16 protein-coding genes, 1 tRNA gene and 2 rRNA genes (1 of these 19 running past the window's edge) are annotated in these 17846 nt (G+C 61.3%); 11 read left to right on the top strand and 8 right to left on the bottom strand.

What is annotated here, in order from left to right:
- The 3 genes from KCG34_RS08400 to KCG34_RS08390 form a co-directional block, all read left to right on the top strand.
- A 23S ribosomal RNA gene (locus KCG34_RS08400) occupies positions 1 to 928 on the top strand (it extends 1857 nt beyond the left edge of the window).
- Positions 929 to 1040: 112 nt separating this feature from the next.
- Positions 1041 to 1155: ribosomal RNA gene (gene rrf / locus KCG34_RS08395) — 5S ribosomal RNA — on the top strand.
- A 90-nt stretch (positions 1156 to 1245) separates the two neighbouring features.
- Positions 1246 to 1322 (top strand) — tRNA-Met (locus KCG34_RS08390).
- Here KCG34_RS08390 and KCG34_RS26110 read toward each other — a convergent pair.
- From KCG34_RS26110 to KCG34_RS08370, 3 genes are read right to left on the bottom strand one after another with little or no spacing between them, the layout of a single operon-like run.
- Positions 1279 to 2952, bottom strand: coding sequence for a recombinase family protein (locus tag KCG34_RS26110; protein ID WP_367576032.1), 1674 nt, complete (start codon positions 2950 to 2952; stop codon positions 1279 to 1281). The two genes, KCG34_RS08390 and KCG34_RS26110, sit on opposite strands and share 44 nt — an antisense overlap.
- Positions 2953 to 2966: 14 nt before the next feature.
- The gene (locus KCG34_RS08375) at positions 2967 to 3152 is read right to left on the bottom strand and encodes a hypothetical protein (protein ID WP_211939923.1); all 186 of its coding nucleotides are present in this window, start codon (positions 3150 to 3152) and stop codon (positions 2967 to 2969) included.
- Positions 3153 to 3167: 15 nt separating this feature from the next.
- Positions 3168 to 3407 (bottom strand): helix-turn-helix transcriptional regulator, encoded by a 240-nt coding sequence (locus KCG34_RS08370; protein WP_211939922.1) that lies wholly within the window; start codon positions 3405 to 3407, stop codon positions 3168 to 3170.
- A 290-nt stretch (positions 3408 to 3697) separates the two neighbouring features.
- Here KCG34_RS08370 and KCG34_RS08365 point away from each other — a divergent pair, with 290 nt between their 5' ends.
- Entirely contained in the window at positions 3698 to 4174 is a 477-nt protein-coding gene (locus KCG34_RS08365; protein ID WP_211939921.1) for a Ros/MucR family transcriptional regulator, read from the top strand.
- Between the two features lie 652 nt (positions 4175 to 4826).
- On the opposite strand, the gene KCG34_RS08360 is transcribed toward KCG34_RS08365, so the two are convergent.
- Entirely contained in the window at positions 4827 to 6266 is a 1440-nt protein-coding gene (locus KCG34_RS08360; RefSeq protein WP_211939912.1) for an IS1182 family transposase, read from the bottom strand.
- Positions 6267 to 7224: 958 nt separating this feature from the next.
- Positions 7225 to 8262, bottom strand: coding sequence for an IS110 family RNA-guided transposase (locus tag KCG34_RS08355; protein WP_211939920.1), 1038 nt, complete (start codon positions 8260 to 8262; stop codon positions 7225 to 7227).
- Positions 8263 to 8948: 686 nt separating this feature from the next.
- On the opposite strand from KCG34_RS08355, the gene KCG34_RS08350 reads away from it, so the two are divergent.
- From KCG34_RS08350 to KCG34_RS08340, 3 genes are all read left to right on the top strand, one after another.
- Complete coding sequence (locus tag KCG34_RS08350; RefSeq protein ID WP_211939919.1) at positions 8949 to 9569, top strand: hypothetical protein; 621 nt, start codon at positions 8949 to 8951, stop codon at positions 9567 to 9569.
- Between the two features lie 221 nt (positions 9570 to 9790).
- Positions 9791 to 10825: a hypothetical protein gene (locus KCG34_RS08345; protein WP_211939918.1), complete on the top strand. Its 1035-nt coding sequence runs from the start codon at positions 9791 to 9793 to the stop codon at positions 10823 to 10825.
- A 239-nt stretch (positions 10826 to 11064) separates the two neighbouring features.
- Positions 11065 to 11517: a hypothetical protein gene (locus KCG34_RS08340; protein ID WP_211939917.1), complete on the top strand. Its 453-nt coding sequence runs from the start codon at positions 11065 to 11067 to the stop codon at positions 11515 to 11517.
- A 696-nt stretch (positions 11518 to 12213) separates the two neighbouring features.
- On the opposite strand, the gene KCG34_RS08335 is transcribed toward KCG34_RS08340, so the two are convergent.
- Complete coding sequence (locus tag KCG34_RS08335; RefSeq protein WP_211939916.1) at positions 12214 to 12873, bottom strand: DUF805 domain-containing protein; 660 nt, start codon at positions 12871 to 12873, stop codon at positions 12214 to 12216.
- A 158-nt stretch (positions 12874 to 13031) separates the two neighbouring features.
- On the opposite strand from KCG34_RS08335, the gene KCG34_RS08330 reads away from it, so the two are divergent.
- From KCG34_RS08330 to KCG34_RS08315, 4 genes are all read left to right on the top strand, one after another.
- Positions 13032 to 13535, top strand: coding sequence for a hypothetical protein (locus tag KCG34_RS08330; protein ID WP_211939915.1), 504 nt, complete (start codon positions 13032 to 13034; stop codon positions 13533 to 13535).
- Between the two features lie 179 nt (positions 13536 to 13714).
- A complete protein-coding gene (locus KCG34_RS08325; protein WP_211939914.1) occupies positions 13715 to 14353 on the top strand; it encodes a hypothetical protein in 639 nt (212 codons plus the stop codon).
- 142 nt (positions 14354 to 14495) lie between these two features.
- On the top strand, positions 14496 to 14708 hold the full coding sequence (locus tag KCG34_RS08320) for a hypothetical protein (protein ID WP_211939913.1): 213 nt from the start codon (positions 14496 to 14498) through the stop codon (positions 14706 to 14708).
- Between the two features lie 51 nt (positions 14709 to 14759).
- The gene (locus KCG34_RS08315; RefSeq protein WP_211939912.1) at positions 14760 to 16199 is read left to right on the top strand and encodes an IS1182 family transposase; all 1440 of its coding nucleotides are present in this window, start codon (positions 14760 to 14762) and stop codon (positions 16197 to 16199) included.
- Between the two features lie 228 nt (positions 16200 to 16427).
- On the opposite strand, the gene KCG34_RS08310 is transcribed toward KCG34_RS08315, so the two are convergent.
- Both KCG34_RS08310 and KCG34_RS08305 read right to left on the bottom strand, forming a co-directional pair.
- Positions 16428 to 16895, bottom strand: coding sequence for a hypothetical protein (locus KCG34_RS08310; RefSeq protein ID WP_211939911.1), 468 nt, complete (start codon positions 16893 to 16895; stop codon positions 16428 to 16430).
- A 239-nt stretch (positions 16896 to 17134) separates the two neighbouring features.
- Positions 17135 to 17698: a hypothetical protein gene (locus tag KCG34_RS08305; protein WP_211939910.1), complete on the bottom strand. Its 564-nt coding sequence runs from the start codon at positions 17696 to 17698 to the stop codon at positions 17135 to 17137.
- Positions 17699 to 17846: the final 148 nt, after the last annotated feature.

The raw sequence follows: 17846 nt of genomic DNA, 5'->3' as shown, positions 1-17846 counted from the left end.
GACCTGCACGAATGGCGTAACGACTTCCCCGCTGTCTCCAGCATAGGCTCAGCGAAATTGAACTCCCCGTGAAGATGCGGGGTTCCCGCGGTCAGACGGAAAGACCCTATGAACCTTTACTGCAGCTTCGCCTTGGCGTTAGCATCAATATGTGTAGGATAGGTGGGAGGCTATGAAACCGGGGCGCCAGTTCCGGGGGAGCCATCCTTGAAATACCACCCTTATTGTTGCTGACGTCTAACCGCGGCCCGTTATCCGGGTCCGGGACATGGCGTGGCGGGCAGTTTGACTGGGGCGGTCGCCTCCCAAAGTGTAACGGAGGCGCGCGATGGTGGGCTCAGAGCGGTCGGAAATCGCTCGTCGAGTGCAATGGCATAAGCCCGCCTGACTGAGAGACTGACAAGTCGATCAGAGACGAAAGTCGGCCATAGTGATCCGGTGGTTCTGCATGGAAGGGCCATCGCTCAACGGATAAAAGGTACTCTAGGGATAACAGGCTGATTTTGCCCAAGCGTCCACAGCGACGGCAAAGTTTGGCACCTCGATGTCGGCTCATCACATCCTGGGGGTGGAGCAGCTCCCAAGGGTTCGGCTGTTCGCCGATTAAAGTGGTACGTGAGCTGGGTTCAGAACGTCGTGAGACAGTTTGGTCCCTATCTGCCGTGGGTGTACGAAGCTTGAGAGGATCTGTCCCTAGTACGAGAGGACCGGGATGGACACACCTCTGGTGGACCTGTCGTGGCGCCAGCCGCGCAGCAGGGTAGCTAAGTGTGGAATAGATAACCGCTGAAAGCATCTAAGCGGGAAACTAACCTCAAAACAAGGCTTCGCCGAGAGCCGTGATAGACCATCACGTTGATAGGCCAGGTGTGGAAGCGCCGTGAGGCGTGCAGCTTACTGGTACTAATCGCTCGATCGGCTTGATCGTTCTTCAGCCAAACTCATGCTGAAGCTTTGTAACGACAGACATTGATGTCTAAGCGGCAGGATTTTTCTAAATCCTGCCAGGGCAGTAATGCCCTCAACATCCGTTTAGTCGACCTGGTGGCTATGCCGGAAGGTCCCCACCCGATCCCATCCCGAACTCGGTCGTTAAGCCTTCCTGGGCCAATGGTACTTCGTCTCAAGGCGCGGGAGAGTAGGTCGCCGCCAGGTCTACCAAACGGATGTCGCATATGAAGTTCGCAGGATTTAAAAAAATCCCGCCCCAACCAATCATGACCCTTCCATCACCAAAACCACCGACGCGGGGTGGAGCAGCCCGGTAGCTCGTCAGGCTCATAACCTGAAGGTCACAGGTTCAAATCCTGTCCCCGCACCCATCTCAACTTGCGATTTTGCAGAACCCTTCGGCCCCCGGCCGAAGGGTTTTTGCTTGGTCGATATGGCCAGGATCCCGGCCAGGTCGCCGCGGACGTCGATCGTCAACTGATCGCCCTCGGGGGTCAGGATGATCTCCTGGATCAGGGCGCGCAGGGCCTCGGTCGCCTCAAGCTGCTTGGTCTCGGCTTCGCCCTGCAGAGCTTCGTAGAGCTCGGCGACCTGCGTGCGGTAAACCCCGGCCATCTCGGGATGCAGAAGTGGCGGGGGTTCTTCGGCGTCGGCCACTTGCTGCTTGAGCTCGGCCTGACGGCCGAGCAGTTCGTTCATCTTGGCGTTGACCTGCGCCGCGGCCTGGCCCGTCGCCGTGCCCTTGACGAGCATGTCCAGCAGCCGCTCGACTTCCCGCTCGATGCGCTTGATCTCGGCCTGGGCGGCGTCGATGTCTGTGCGGGCTTCCATGCGCAGGCGGTTGCTCTCGCGGGTGAACTCCTCGCAGAATTCCTTGAACAGGGCCGGGTCCATCAGGTGGTGGCGCAGGGCGTCCAGAACGCGCGCCTCGAGCTGGTCGCGGCGGATATTGACCCGGTTGTCGCAGGTACCCTTGTTGCGCGCGGTCGAGCAGCCGAGCTGATCCTTGGAGATCATGCCGTAGCCGCCGCCGCAACAGCCGCAGCGGGTTAGGCCTGAGAGCAGATACCGGGGCCGGCGCCGGTCCCGGAAATAGATATTGACGATCTCGCCGTTGTCCTGCCGCTCTCGATGTAGCGACGCTTGGCGGGCTTTGACCGCATCCCAGAGCGCTTCGTCGATGATGCGAAGCTCCGGCACTTCCTGGATGATCCATTCCTCGCGTGGGTTCAGCCGGCCCTGGCGCTTGCCGGTGTCGGGATCCTTGATGAAATGCTGCCGGTTCCAGATCAGCCGGCCGACGTAGAGCTCGTTGTTCAGCACGCCATTGCCCCTGCTGACGTTGCCGTTGAGGGTGGAGAAGCCCCACTGGCCGCCGCCGGGGGCGGGGATGTGGTCCCGGTTCAGTTCGGTCGCGATGCGCTTGGGCGATTTACCGGCGGCGTAGTCGCGGAAAATCCGGCGCACCACCTCGGCCTCGGCCGGGTTGATGGTGCGGTCACCGCGGACCGGTTCGCCGTCGGCGCCAATGCGCTTGACCACGTCATAACCGTAGGCGTTGCCGCCGCCGGACTTGCCCTGCTCGACCCGGCCCCTGAGGCCGCGGCGGGTCTTGTCGGCGAGGTCCTTCAGGAAGATCGCGTTCATCGTCCCCTTCAGCCCCACATGCAGTGGGGTGACCTCGCCCTCGGCCAGGGTGACGATCTTCACACCAGCGAACGCCATGCGCTTGTAGAGGCCGGCGATGTCTTCCTGGTCGCGGGAGAGGCGGTCCATAGCCTCGGATAGCAGCAGCTGGAAGCGGCCGGCTTGGGCGTCGGCGATCAGCCGCTGCACGCCGCGGCGCAGCAGCGAGGCGCCGGAGACGGCATGGTCGGTGTACTCGTCGGTGACCATCCAGCCCTGGCGCTCGGCATGGAGCCGGCAGATCCTGAGCTGGTCGGCGATCGAGGCGTCGCGCTGGTTCTCGTCGGAATAACGGGCATAGAGCGCGACCTTCATCGGCGATCTCCTGGTCAGGAGTCCTTGGATCGGCGCTCCTGCAGTTGGTCCTGATAGCAGCGGCGGGCGGCCCGGCGAGCGAGCAGTCGGGCCAGCTCGGTGAGGGGATGATCGGCGCCTTCGGCCGAATCTGCAAGGGATAGTTGCGGCGGCCGGGTCGGAAACTGCAGCTTCAGCTTGTTCTTCGAAGGGCCGGGCATGTGATCAACGGCGCATCAGGCAGGTTGCGACGGCGACTGGGGATGTCCAGAACTCTCCGGCGGCGGCTCCCAGAAGGCGATCGGATCGGCCATCCAGCGGTCGACGGCCGACTGCAGCCAGCCGGCGCCGTGAACGCTGATGCGCAGCGGCCTTGGGAAAGAGCCCTCGCGGATCTTGCGATAGAGGGTGGAGCGGCTGAGCCCGGTCCGCAGCAGCACCGTGCGGATGCGAAGAATACGGTCGGCTTCCGCCATCGCCTCAACTCCACGAACTGGAACGGCAAGACCTCTGTTGGAATAGAGAGCTAGAGATCCGACGTTCGATCGCAAGTCCTTCCGAGGGGCTCTCGCATCCTGGCGTAGAATTGACGGCGAACAGCGGCGGCGCAATCCGTGACTTTACGCGTTCGGAACTTGTGGTTTGCGCTGCGGCGGTTGTTCACTCGTCAGCCGCATAGGCGTTGACGTCTCGATCGATCGAATATTTAAGCAGGCGATGTCGCTGCCTTTGGGCAGGGGCTTTTGTCCTGCTCTATAGGAAAATCATGTCCGACAACTCATCTCTCATCGAACTGACCGCCGACATCGTCGCGGCCTATGTCAGCAACAACAGCGTCGCCGCCGCTGATCTGCCGGCGATGATCCGCGCCACCTACACCGCGCTCTCAGGCGCCGAAGCCCCGCCCGCGCCGCCGGAAGAGCCCCAGGCGCCGGCGGTGTCGATCCGCAAGTCCATTCAGCCGGACTTCCTGATCTGCCTGGAGGACGGCCGCAAGTTCAAGTCGCTCAAGCGGCACCTCCGCACCAAGTACAACATGAGCCCCGAGGACTATCGGGCCAAGTGGGGACTGCCGAAGGACTATCCCATGGTGGCGCCGAGCTACGCTGAGGCGCGCTCCAACCTCGCCAAGCAGATGGGCCTGGGCCAGGGCGGCCGAGGCGGGGCGCCGGTGAAGCCGGTCGCGAAGGCCGCCGCCCGCAAGGCGCCGGCCAAGCCCAAGGTCGCCAAGGTTCCGGCCTAGGCGCCGTGGCGCAAGTCCCTCAGGGCTTGCGCCATTCATCAGACCCCGCCATGGCCTCAGGCAGGGGCGTCGGCCCCGGGGGCTGGGCCGTCACTTTATGGCTCTCCGGCGCGATCCCTCGTGGCTCAGCGCAAGCATGTTGCGAGAAGCTGTGAACATTTTTGATCGAACCCTACGGACGTCACGGTGACGGCGGTGCGTGGTCCCCGCTCATTGGTTGGCCCCTTTGAGCGCCCACTTGGCTGCCAGGACGATGTTCTGGCAGCCCCTTTGGGGCGCTGCTCGCCATATCCAGATATCGCGCGGTGCCGCGTAGGGCAGCGCTTGTTCCGCTAGAGCTGACGTTGGATCCGGCGAAATCTGACTCATCGCTGCCGTTGGCGACGTCCGCTTCCGGGCAAGCCAGCGGCGTTCGCCTGGGGCGGCGAGCCGAACGCGCGATTCTGACTCATCTCTGCCCTTGGGAAAGACCGCTTCCGGCGCCAAAGCCGCGTGCCTGGCGAACGGCGAGTTTCTGGAGCTGGGCCAAGGCGTAAGAACGACCGAGGCCGTGGAAAAACGCGATTGCTGGGTTGGGGGGCTGGTCTGCCGTACTTTCAATGATCGAGTTGTGCTGTTGAGCGGGGATTTTGAAGAGGGTCAGGCGGGGTGATCAGGCTCTTATCGCCGCCATCAGCGGCCTGGCGCCGAAGATCTGGATCATTCTCTTGATGTTGTAGGCCAGAACGTGGAGGCTCATCTCCGTTCGGACCTTTTCGAGGGTCTTGGTCAGGAAGTGCATGCTTCCCATCCATGCCTTGAGCGTGCCGAAGGGATGTTCGACGGTCTGGCGGCGAACCAGCATGGCGTCGGGCATGTGGTCGAGCCTGGCCTGCATCTTGTCGAGCACGCCTTCGTGCTTCCAGCGCCTGAATCTCTTGAGCTTGTCCGGTGTGCATTTTGGTTTGAGCGGGCAGGTGAAGCAGGCTGTCAGATGACGGTATTCGTCCATATCGTCTTGGCGGGTCGGTCGGCGTCGGCTCTTGGTCAGCTTTTGGCCGGCGGGACAGGTGTAGTGATCGTTCTCGGCGTCGAAGACAAAGTCATGGCGGGTGAAGAAGCCGCGCTTGGCGGCGCTGGAGGTGTCCGTCTTGGGCACGCACGGCAGGACCCCGGTCCCCTCGCACGCCAGCACCTGCTCGCCGTTGAAGTAGCCGCGATCGGCCAGGGCGGTGAGTTCCTCGCATCCCGTCGCCGCCTGCGCCTTGCGCGCCATGGGCTCCAACTGGGTTCTGTCGTAGCCCAGGTTGGTCACCTCGTGCGCGACAATCAGATGGTGCTCGGCGTCGACCGCTGTCTGCACATTGTAGCCGACCACGCCGGTTCCGCGGCCGCTGGTCGCCATTGAACGCGCGTCGGGATCGGTCAGCGACACCTGCTTGTCCGGCGCGTCCTGGACCTGCTGCTCCATCGCCTTCAAGGCCTGCATCTGCCGGCGCAGGCCCGCAATCTTGTCCTTGATGCGGGTGGTCCTGGCTTCGGCGATGTCGCTCTCTTCGCGGTCGGCCCGGTCCAGGGCCGCCAGGTAGCGCGCGATGCTGGCCTCGACCTGCTCCAGCCGCTTGGCGACCTTGACCACGGTGAAGTTCTTGTCGCGATTGTTCACCGCCTTGAACTTGCTGCCGTCGATCGCGACCACCGCCCGGGTGAACAGGCCCAGCTGTCGGCACAGGACCACGAACTGCGCGCACACCGCCCGGATCGCCGGGCCGTTGTCCCGGCGAAAGCTGGCGATGGTCTTGAAGTCCGGCGCCAAGCGCCCGGTCAGCCACATCAGCTCGATATTGCGCTGGGCTTCGCGTTCGAGCCGGCGGCTCGACTGCACCCGATTGAGGTAGCCGTAGAGGTAGATCTTCAGCAGGGTCGAGGGGTGATAGGCGGGCCGACCCGTCGATGCCGGCTGAACGCCCTCGAACCCCAGCGCGCCGAGGTCCAACTCGTCGATAAAGACCTCGACCACACGGACCGGGTTGTCCTCGGCCACGTAATCGTCCAGCGACTGCGGCAACAACAATGATTGCCGTCGGTCGTCACCCTCGACAAAGCGCTTCATCGACGGCTCCAAAGCTGCGTCGATGCCAGATTCTAAGCTGCTTCGCCGTTTTTACACAGGCTGGACCCTGAGCGGACTCTGCGGCGCGCAGCACAGCAATCTCCGAGCACCAATTCTCCCGTTCCATACCCCGGAATGAACACCCTATGGAGTTGACTCGAAAGCTAGCAAGTTCCACTTGCAGCTCAACCAATCGTTGACGCATTGTATGTTATACTGGAACAGCTGAGCATGCTGCTTATATGTTGTGAACAACACGGTCTCAACAGGCGATACAAACGGGTCCGAATTAGATGCGTTATTTTGGTTTTAGTGTGGCGACCGCTCTTGTGGCCGCAGTAGCGATGAATTTTCCGCCCGTGGGCATTCCAGTTATGTTCTTCGGGGGCATTCCAATGATGATACTATACCTACCATTGGCATTCTTTCCGCGCGCCGTGGCGTCAAGTATACTAATTTATGGCGGGACGCTCGTCGGTATGGGTCTTCATATTCTTAATCGCAAGGGTGACACGCTGTATATGGACAGCAAATACACCTTGTTTTCGGCGGCTTGGCTTCCTATTGCATTTTATACATTTAAGATGTTTTGTGCACTTGATCAAAAATGCTCCTAGGTCCGCTCAACAGGCCGCAACCATTTAAGCCTCCACAATTCGAAGACCGCTTTCCACCCTTCTCGTCCATTCGGAAGGTCCTGTGTGGATGGCTCCCGCATTGCAAGTCCTGATGTGAGCGTAGGCGTGGTGGTCGGATGCCGTCTTGTGTTCGACCTGTTCGCGCGGTCATCGACCGCTGGCCCTGATGGTTTCCGCAGACGAAGGTCCCTACCTGCTTAGCGGGCTATGACGCCCTGGACCTTCCACGGGTTGTCCTCGTCTCCGGTCTGACCGGTTCGCCATCACTTCACATCGTCCTCGCAACTCTCAAGCCGCCTGTTCGGGCCGATCGCCCGGTCTCACGCGGCCGCCGCCTCGAACGGTCTCGGCGCGCGATAGGTCTCGCCGCGGGCCATGATCGCCCAGATCGCTCTCGCAGCATGGTTGGCCATGGCCACCGTGGCCACGCGCAACGGTTTACGCGCGAGCAGCGCGGCGACCCGTGGGTCGGCCATGTCAGGGCGACGCACGTTGCGGGCGACGAGCGAGGTCATGCCGTTGACCAGCAGCCTTCGCAGGTACTGGTCACCCATCTTGGAGATCCGCCCCAGGCGCTCTTTCCCGCCGCTGCAGTTCTGTCGCGGGGTCAGCCCGAGCCAGGCGGCGAACTGCCTGCCGGAGCGGAACTGCGCCGGATCGGTCACCGTGGCCGCCAACGCCGTCGCCCCGAGCAAGCCCACGCCGGGAACGGTGGCGATGCGCTGCGAGAGTTCGCTGGAGCGATGCCAGGCCAGCAGCTCACGCTCGAGTTGGCGTATTCGAGCCTGTCCCTCCAGCGCGTGCTCGGCCAAGGCCCCGATCACCTTCGCGGCGAGTTGAGGGATGTCCTGCGCTTCCCCGGCCACAACCCGCCGGATGAAGACCAAGGCGTAGGTGATCCCCTTCGGAATCTCGATGCCGAACTCGGCCAGCACGCCCCGGATCATGTTCACCAGCTGGGTGCGCTGGCGTACGAGCAGATCGCGGCTCCGGTGCAGCGCGAGAGCTGCCTGCTGGTCCACCGACTTGATCGGCACGAACCGCATGGTCGGCCGCCGCACGGCTTCGCAGATCGCTTCAGCGTCGCCAGCGTCGGTCTTGCCGCGCTTCACATAGGGTTTGACGTAGGCCGGCGGCATCATCCGCACCTCGTGGCCCAGCCCGGTCAGCTCTCGCGCCCAGTAGTGACTGGTTCCGCAAGCCTCCAGGCCCACCAGGCAGGGCGCCAGCTTGCTGAAGAACGGGACCACCTGCGCCCGTCTCAGCGCTCGACGGACCACGACTTCGCCCGTGCTGCTGATCGCGTGGACCTGAAAGACGTTCTTGGCCAGGTCGAGGCCGAGGGTGGTAATCTCCATCTCGGGTGGCTCCCAATGCTCAGGTTGTCATGACAGCAACCACATTGGCCCTTTGAGGTCGGGAGCGGGAGCCATCCAACCCATCTGCATCGGGCAGTCAGCCCCGCGGCAGGCCGCAGTGGCTGCATTTGGTGGTGAACGGCGGAGGCATGCCGCCAACCAACCTCAACCAGCGATGGCCGCAGCGAGGGCACTTGAAGCGTGCTAGCCAAATCGAAGCGGCTACGTAGGCGGGCAGGTAAGTCGCAGCAGAGAGAAGGAACAAGTAGGACGCGGCCAACCCTGAATACAGGCTCACTCCGAGCACCAAGGCGATGGTCGCCAAGACCTGGCCGACACCGATGCCCCAGTACCAACGGGTCCGTCTCGTGAGGTCGGCCGAGGCAGCGGGCGCATCAGCTAAGCTTCGCATCTGATGAACCTCGCATGGCAACGGGCGCATTACTACCGGCAGCTTTCCACCCTCTGCAGCCGATCGCGAGGTCCGCTATCGGGCGCCAAGGCCCTCGGCCATGCGAATGTCGCCTTTCTGGGCGGGAGCCAATTCCGGGTCACGACCCAAAGGAGACGGTCCGTTTACTTGGTCACCGGATCGCATCAGCGCTCCAATTCGGCCGAAGCCGGCCTTCCTGGCCCCAGTCTCACAGTCTAGTCTGAGCCTTCTGGGTGGAGTGGGCGGGGCGAAAATGTTCAAGACATTCGTGAAGGTTGGACTCGTCGCGACGCTTACACTCGCGGCCGAAATAGCGAGTGCAGATGCGGCCATGACTCCGCCGCCCGCACCGCTGCCTTCGATCTTCAAGCTTCCTGATCTGGAAAAGCGACCTGAGGTCCTGCGCGCCTACGGACTTGCTCAGGAGGGCCGGGCTCATGTCTGGTGGTTCGTTGAATTCGTTTGGGACCTGAAGACGGTCGAAGTCACATCGGGCAAGGCGACCCGTGATGATGGCGTCTGGCGAATGCTCGAAATGCGCAAAGGGCATATAGTTTACGGCGACTTCCTCAAGCTTCGAAGCGCTGTGACAACCATCCTCGCCGCACAGGCGTACGCTTCGGGCCTACCCGACGAAACCCGCTCAACCATGGTCAGCAACGTGTGCTTGGATTTCGTGCCAGTCACTCGGGTGCAGTACGCGGGCATGAATAGCTCGGGCGTGAGGATCCAGTTGGACGCCTATGACGATTGCGGCGAGGATATCCTCTCAAATGGCAAGGAAACCGGCCTCGCCCCATTGCTTCGTGACGCGGCGCATCGCGCGCTTGACGGTGACGCACATTCAGATCGCGGGTCGCGGCCAGGGTCGTGACGTCCCCTAACCACCCCGAACGGCCGGTCCCGACGGCAGCTTGCGGCTTCGACGGCGCCGGCGGTGCTAACGGCGACTTCCTGGCCCAGGGCGGACAAACGCTCGCGACCCGTAGCTGCCGATTTCCTCAGGGGCCGCAGAACCGAGTTCCATTCGCTATAGCGGCCGTTACCGCAAGTTCGCCAATGACGGGCAATGGCCTGTTGAGGTAATGACGGTTGGTGTCGTTCATTCCGGTGAATGCGGGTGGTGGTTGGTTGAGAACGTTCTGGCTATTGGTCGTAGTGGCTCTCGTTGGATCGGATTTGGCCATCAGCCAACCCGCGAATTCGAAATCATCGCCAGCTCCGAGCCTCGCCGAAACCCGCGAAGCCTGTTCCTACGTCGCTGCACGGGGGCCGGCGATCGCCCATGAACTTGTGGTTCATGGCATTTTCGACGTGACCAATACCAAAACGAAAAAAGTTGCTTCCATTGGCCGAGTGGATGGAATGAGAGGTGGTGAGCAGGTTGAGTACCATGACCTTAATGCCCCGCCGGGTTCACCGGCCGCCACTATCACGCCCAGGTCGAAATGGAATGGTCCGGCTGACTTTGGCGCGCGCTGGTTCCGTCATCGAGGGCGAACCTACGTCCTCCATTTCGAAACCGAAAGCCTTCGGCATGCTACCTATCTGGGCTATATAGCATCTGACAACATTGAGCACGTCGCGTGTGATTTCACTTCGACTGAGCAAGAGACGCTGCGGCCCGTTCGAAGCGAAGGTAGCGAGATATGCCGGGCAGTGGCAATGGGAAACGTAAAATCTGCAGAGATAGACACCATACCGCCAGAAAAATACGAAGAGGTCTCAGATTTAAGCGCAACGCACGTGGTAGGATACTCAACCGTTGATTTTCGAAATACCGGCAGAAGCGCGAAACTAGCGTTACTGCAATCTACCCCCGGCGGAAATGTCGAATGTATATACAATTTCTACGAGCCAGTGAAAAACGGTAAACCCACCCTGGAGGGCAATGAACACGACCTGCTCAATACATTGCAAGACTCAGATTCCCCGAAGACGTGCGATGAGAATAGCGTGAAGTGGTTTCGATTCGGCGGAAAAACATATTTTCAAAATCGAACCAATACATCTTTGAACAACCCGCCGTCTGATGTGGTAAGATATGTAAGCGGCAACAACATATTAGATATATGTTTGGGCCAATTTAGAACAAAATGGCATGCGGGGCGGAAATTAGACCCGGAGTGACGGGCGTCGACTTGGAATGTCACAGCGCTGGCAAAACCCGACCATCGGGTCGACTGACCGCCCACGGCGGGTTTCCACCCTCAACGGCCGGTCCCGACGGCAGCTTTCGGCTGCGACGGCGCCGGCGTCGCAAACGGCGACTTCCTGGCACGAGCCCAACCAGCGCTCGCGACCCGTTGCAGACATGGGTCCTTCGATCATAGGTTCGATGAATGTGGCTGTGGTGGCGACCTGAACAGATGTCCGAGGCGCGGCTCATTCGGGCCGCCGAGACGCTTGCGCAGACCTTCGAGCTTGGCGGCGATGAACAAGTCGCTGCCCTCATGCGCGACGGGTTCGACGAGGGTGAGGCCTGGAGGCTTGTAGCACTCCTTCCAATCGCGTTTGGCCGGCCAGTGCTTGAAGAGCTAGGTATGCGTCATTTCGTTCAGACGGTGACTGCCCAGGCGGCGGATGGAAAACTTGTCCAAGCGAATTTGATGCGGCAGCCAGAATACGCTGCTGGTCTGAAGCTGGCTCGCGCTCACAGACAATATGGCGTCATGGATCACGAAGTCTACAAGCTCATCGCCGGAAGCAGCGCCGACATTGATGCTGCGAGCAACGCGCTGAATCAGGGCGCAGACCTAACCGGGGCGACTATTGCATCGTCACTCATGGGCCCTGAGATTGCCCGCCACCTCATCCGATAGAGCTGTCCGCTCCCCACCCCATTCGACTGGTGCCGGCGGCAGCTTGCGGCATCGAGGTCGTCGACAACACGAACGGCGGCTTGGCGCCCGGAGGCAAGGCAGCAAAACCACCCCTCAGCGGCCTTCAGTCAGGCGAGAATGTTTCGACCTAGGCCGAAACTCCTTTAGATTTCGAGGTGGGTTGTAAATGAGGCGGGTCTGGAAATGTTTGAAGTCGTCGAAGTTGGGCCTCCAGAGTGAAAGCAGTTATTCAAGCCCAGAATGCGACAGATAAAATTGCGAGCATTGACAAATACGTTTTGCGAGATGCTCACCCGCGAATTTGAAGGGTATGGCAACTATAGTAATCACACGTGGCGGGCCGATTTCGACGAAGGCACGGTTGTCGTAATTCGAATACCTGCTACGGAACTGATTGCGGTTGGCGATCGGCTAAGTACCGAAACATTGTCTAGCCAGGGCAGATTGGGCCCCTATTTTCGCCGCGTGCGAATCTCTGGCTGAGCGAGCCAATCACCAGCGGCCGGTTTCCACCCCGAACAGCCGGTCCCGATGGCAGCTTACGGCCCCGACCGCACCGGCGTCGCCAACGGCGACTTTCTGGCCTGAGGCCAATCAGCGTTCACGACCCAACTGCGCCGCTCGGAATGGCCGGTTCTGGCCCTGACCCGCCCAGAATCGCAGCCTTGAGCGGCCTTAGGCGACCGGTGCGGGGCCAAAATCTTCGAAGGTCACCCCAGTGATCCCCTTTGGCGAGGGACCGTACCGGTTCGGGCCCAAGGATCCCTCAAGAAAGCCGCACTCAATGCCCTGCCACATCCAGCCGATGATCGGAATGAAGCCCAGGAGCGCCCACGCTCCGGATTTGTCGCGGTCGTGCCAGCGCCTGACGACGAAAGTCAAACTGATCCAGAAGGCCAAGGCAAGGACACCCAGGAGAATCAACATCACGATCAAGACGAGCGAGGCTATGCCCAATGATGCGGATGCACCCTCACCCTGCCGATGGAGCCCCTCATTCAGGATGCGGCACAAAAATGCGACGAGTTGGGAGACGATGATGCAGCCAATTTGACTTAGCCAATAACTCAATCGCGGAACGCGTCCTTCGAAGCTGAATAGCAGCCCAACAAAGCTCGAAGCACTTGAACCTGACTGGCGTTCAAGCCCGGGATCGCCAGCCGCCTTCGGCGGTGCGTCAGGCGATGCAATACCTCGTCGTCCGAATCTCGATGTCGAAGGCATATCGATGGGTCCGCAGTTGATCTCCGCCAGCTTGATTGGGAATGATTTCACAACCCTGAAAAGAATGCGGTAAATTTTCACCGACGGTTTGAAAGCGAGGATGAACGGCAACTTTCCGGGAGGAACCTCGCGACAGCCCACCACCCTCCGCCACCGCTTGGAATGACCGGATTCGGCGCACCACCAGCTCGTGCCACCCCGCCGCTGACTGCCCAGCTGCTGGTTGCGGCTAAGATTGTGTTCGCTTCCGGGGGAAGGGCTCTGACGAAATGATTCTCGCTGGCCTTGCGGCGCTCGCCATCGGTTCGAGCGGTGACCCCGAAATCGACGGCATGCTCGCCAGGATCCACTCGACGAAAGAGGCTTATGAGAACTGCCTGTTCTCCCAGGCGGTGGAAATGCATCCCTCCCGGGACAGCCAGGCGCTCGAACAGAAGCTCCTGGCGCGCTGCAGCAGCGACCGCGAAGCATGGCTCGACGCAATGACAGTTCATGCGAGCCCAAAGGCGAACGCCGCAGCCAGAGCGGCGGTTGAACCGATGTTTCCCACCCTTGCTAGCTTGGCGATCCAGGCCGCGATCCAGCAGGGCAGGCAGTGCGCGGCGATCCCGACGGGGCCGGGGCCGATCACGAGGCACGTGGAGCCCCCTCGCAGCACCAGCGCATCATCCAGGGACAGAGCCGTCACGCCAGCCAGGCCGCCAGGCCCGACCGGCCCATGCGGCGGGATCACCGTGCCAACCGACCCCAGCGCTCTGACCTGTCGAAACTGACTCCATCGCCCAGCGCCACGTTTTCAAAGCGATTGGCGCCCCGAGCGGACGTAGCGAACATCTGCGACCGGTCGTTCTCGCTGGTTGGCGCCGGAGCGGCATCTCGCCGATGACGATGGCGATCACCGCAATGCCGAAAGCTGCCGCTACGACCGGCAGCAGGGGGTGGCGAGCGGACCTTGCGGTTCAAGCCGCTGTCGGGCATCGACGGCGGAAAGGAAGCTTCGCGCTGGGGACATTGGATGACGCGTGCCGCAACAAAGAGATCGCTAGTGACGTGCGCGGCCTTCGCTGCGGTGCTCTCAGAGGCGTTGCCGGCGCAGGCGCAGGACGTGCCCGCGCTGGGGGAGACCTGGAAGTCCACGTGCGACGCGCAGAGTTGTTCCATCATCGGCGACATTGTGCATGGCGAGGGGGAGCCCTCGCGCCGCATGTCCATCGTCGTTACGCTTCAGCCTGGGGGCAAGGTGGCGTCCGTCACGTTTCGTCTCCCACCGGATGCGGACAGGGGTGAGTTCTTCGCAGTGACCTTCGCTGATACTGTGAAGGACGCGTCAGGCAATTGGACGGTGAAGCTGGTCCCTGGAGCCACCCGCGTGCTCGACGTGCAAGATTGCAGCGTGGATTGCCTGGTGACCCTTCCCAACGGCATTGTCCCGGCTCGCGAAGGATCGGCCAGTTTTGACGTCGGGCAGGCGATGACCGCGCATAATTTGATGCCGATGTTCTACTTCAGCCACGGCCAACGGATTAAGGCGGGCGCAGCCCTGTTTCGTTTTAAAGCTGCCTATGAGTCGGCAAGACGCCAACTCCCGTAAGGGGCGGCCAGGGGCAGAGACGCCGGCCGACCTCGGGCTGGCAAGCTGCCATCGGGACCGGCAGTTCGGGGTGGTGAGCCGTCGTTGCCGTCACCGTTAACTTCAGACATGGTCCCGAGGTTTACGGGGGAACGCGAAGCGCATGAGAACTGCTGCATTCTTCGGCATCGTTGTCGCCACGATTTCGGCTCAGCCTATGCGGGTCACAGCGCAACCACGCTCGTGGGGTGAACATCATTTCGAAAGCCGCTGGGATGCAAAGGGTGACAGCGGTGAATTTCGCGACAACGATCTGTGGATTGCCGATACCGGCCATCATTTCAGATTGCGGGGGCTTTGGGTCCAGCCTGTGTAAAAACGGCGAAGCAGCTTAGAATCTGGCATCGACGCAGCTTTGGAGCCGTCGATGAAGCGCTTTGTCGAGGGTGACGACCGACGGCAATCATTGTTGTTGCCGCAGTCGCTGGACGATTACGTGGCCGAGGACAACCCGGTCCGTGTGGTCGAGGTCTTTATCGACGAGTTGGACCTCGGCGCGCTGGGGTTCGAGGGCGTTCAGCCGGCATCGACGGGTCGGCCCGCCTATCACCCCTCGACCCTGCTGAAGATCTACCTCTACGGCTACCTCAATCGGGTGCAGTCGAGCCGCCGGCTCGAACGCGAAGCCCAGCGCAATATCGAGCTGATGTGGCTGACCGGGCGCTTGGCGCCGGACTTCAAGACCATCGCCAGCTTTCGCCGGGACAACGGCCCGGCGATCCGGGCGGTGTGCGCGCAGTTCGTGGTCCTGTGCCGACAGCTGGGCCTGTTCACCCGGGCGGTGGTCGCGATCGACGGCAGCAAGTTCAAGGCGGTGAACAATCGCGACAAGAACTTCACCGTGGTCAAGGTCGCCAAGCGGCTGGAGCAGGTCGAGGCCAGCATCGCGCGCTACCTGGCGGCCCTGGACCGGGCCGACCGCGAAGAGAGCGACATCGCCGAAGCCAGGACCACCCGCATCAAGGACAAGATTGCGGGCCTGCGCCGGCAGATGCAGGCCTTGAAGGCGATGGAGCAGCAGGTCCAGGACGCGCCGGACAAGCAGGTGTCGCTGACCGATCCCGACGCGCGTTCAATGGCGACCAGCGGCCGCGGAACCGGCGTGGTCGGCTACAATGTGCAGACAGCGGTCGACGCCGAGCACCATCTGATTGTCGCGCACGAGGTGACCAACCTGGGCTACGACAGAACCCAGTTGGAGCCCATGGCGCGCAAGGCGCAGGCGGCGACGGGATGCGAGGAACTCACCGCCCTGGCCGATCGCGGCTACTTCAACGGCGAGCAGGTGCTGGCGTGCGAGGGGACCGGGGTCCTGCCGTGCGTGCCCAAGACGGACACCTCCAGCGCCGCCAAGCGCGGCTTCTTCACCCGCCATGACTTTGTCTTCGACGCCGAGAACGATCACTACACCTGTCCCGCCGGCCAAAAGCTGACCAAGAGCCGACGCCGACCGACCCGCCAAGACGATATGGACGAATACCGTCATCTGACAGCCTGCTTCACCTGCCCGCTCAAACCAAAATGCACACCGGACAAGCTCAAGAGATTCAGGCGCTGGAAGCACGAAGGCGTGCTCGACAAGATGCAGGCCAGGCTCGACCACATGCCCGACGCCATGCTGGTTCGCCGCCAGACCGTCGAACATCCCTTCGGCACGCTCAAGGCATGGATGGGAAGCATGCACTTCCTGACCAAGACCCTCGAAAAGGTCCGAACGGAGATGAGCCTCCACGTTCTGGCCTACAACATCAAGAGAATGATCCAGATCTTCGGCGCCAGGCCGCTGATGGCGGCGATAAGAGCCTGATCACCCCGCCTGACCCTCTTCAAAATCCCCGCTCAACAGCACAACTCGATCATTGAAAGTACGGCAGACCAGCCCCCCAACCCAGCAATCGCGTTTTTCCACGGCCTCGGTCGCGCGCCGTCGCCCGGTGACGGCCAACAACTCGCCATTGGCGTCGGCCTGGGCTCCGACGCCAAGACCGGACCCGGTCAAAGGCAGGAGGGGGTGGAAAACGGACGTCCCGCATCCTCAATGCGGACCGACCGAACTTACACTGAAGAGCACCCTGTACTTTCCGTTCTCCTCAAGCTGAAAACGATCTATCCAAACGCCCATCGCTTGCACCCGATCTCGGATTGAGCAAACGCCCTTGCCATCGCCGCCGTAGCTGAGGCCGCGCGTAGCTAACTCAGTCGTGAGGCCCGCTTCGCGCGCCCGAATGCAGAGTCGCTCTGCGACGCGATGCGCCTCGGCGGCGTCCAACGGCTGCGGTGCGAGATCGGCTTGGATGAAGTCCAGATCATTGCGGCTGGTCACTAGCTGTAGCCCGCCATGCTCTGAAACCGGCACGTGAAGAGTGCCTGCGCTAAGCTGCACATCGAGATTGAACGGGCCGCCCGCACCCAGCCAACCACCTGCCTGGTCTGGCATGGCCGGATGGCTCTTCGGTCCAAGCTTCTCCAATTCTACATTCAACTCCGAGATTGCCATGCCCATTCTAAGTCGCAGTTGCGGTTCCTGGGCCGCGTGGCAAGAGGCGCACCCAATTGCAAGACCGAGCGCACATATACGTTTTCGAACTCTGCCCATCCGCCCAATCTGCGTTCTTGGTCGAGCGCTAGCAATGGATCCCATTCGATCGCCGGCATTCCGGCGCCGAGCCGCCGCTTGGATCGCCCAGGACTTCGATGCCGCAAGCTGCCGTCGCGACCGGGTGGATTGGGTGGAAGCCGGACCTAACTGGTCAGCGCCGTTGGGGTGGGTCCGGCTGAAGCCGGCTTACTCTGGGCGCCACCCCACCGATCCAAGCCAGCCTGGATTACTGTATCCAAATCAGAGGCTGTAATGCCAAATATTCCCGAAATCAGATTGGTGCGATTGTCGTAGTCGCGCCGGTTGAAGGTTTGGAGTTGGACCTGCTTGGATTTCCATGCGGGACCCCGCCCCCCGCCTTCACTCTTCTCAATGATTTGCGTTCCCGAGATCTCAGTCCAGAGGAAATCCTGTTGGCTTCGGCCCAGCTTCTGATGCACGCCCGTGTTGTCGATAGTCAGAGTCGATCCGCCGAGACTAACGAAATAAAAAATGAGGGAAATTGGAATCGCGTCAACAGCGACTGCTCCTATTGAATACAAATTCAAAAAGCTATGCTCTTGCTTGTACGAAAACCAGACGAACGGCCCTGTGACAGCGACAAGAATGACAAATAGGGCGACTTGAAGAAAAATGGCAGATATTGGCCGGTATCGTCTGACTATTGGCAGCGCGGACAAATGGAAAGGTTGCGGCAATTCATACACGATTGCGCTCTCCTGGCTTCCGACGGGCGCGGCTTGGCGTGGACTATTGGTTGTTTGAGCAAAGCCGTCAACTTCTGATAAGGCGGGGCCTAATGTCTCGCGCGAGTCTGCTCAGGGTCGTGAGCGCTGATTGGCCTGGGGACGGCGA

It is taken from the genome of Phenylobacterium montanum, from assembly GCF_018135625.1.
GTDB classification, from domain to species: domain Bacteria; phylum Pseudomonadota; class Alphaproteobacteria; order Caulobacterales; family Caulobacteraceae; genus Poindextera; species Poindextera montana.
The sequence above is the reverse complement of the archived record's forward strand: the minus strand, read 5'-3'. Positions and strand labels throughout refer to the sequence as shown.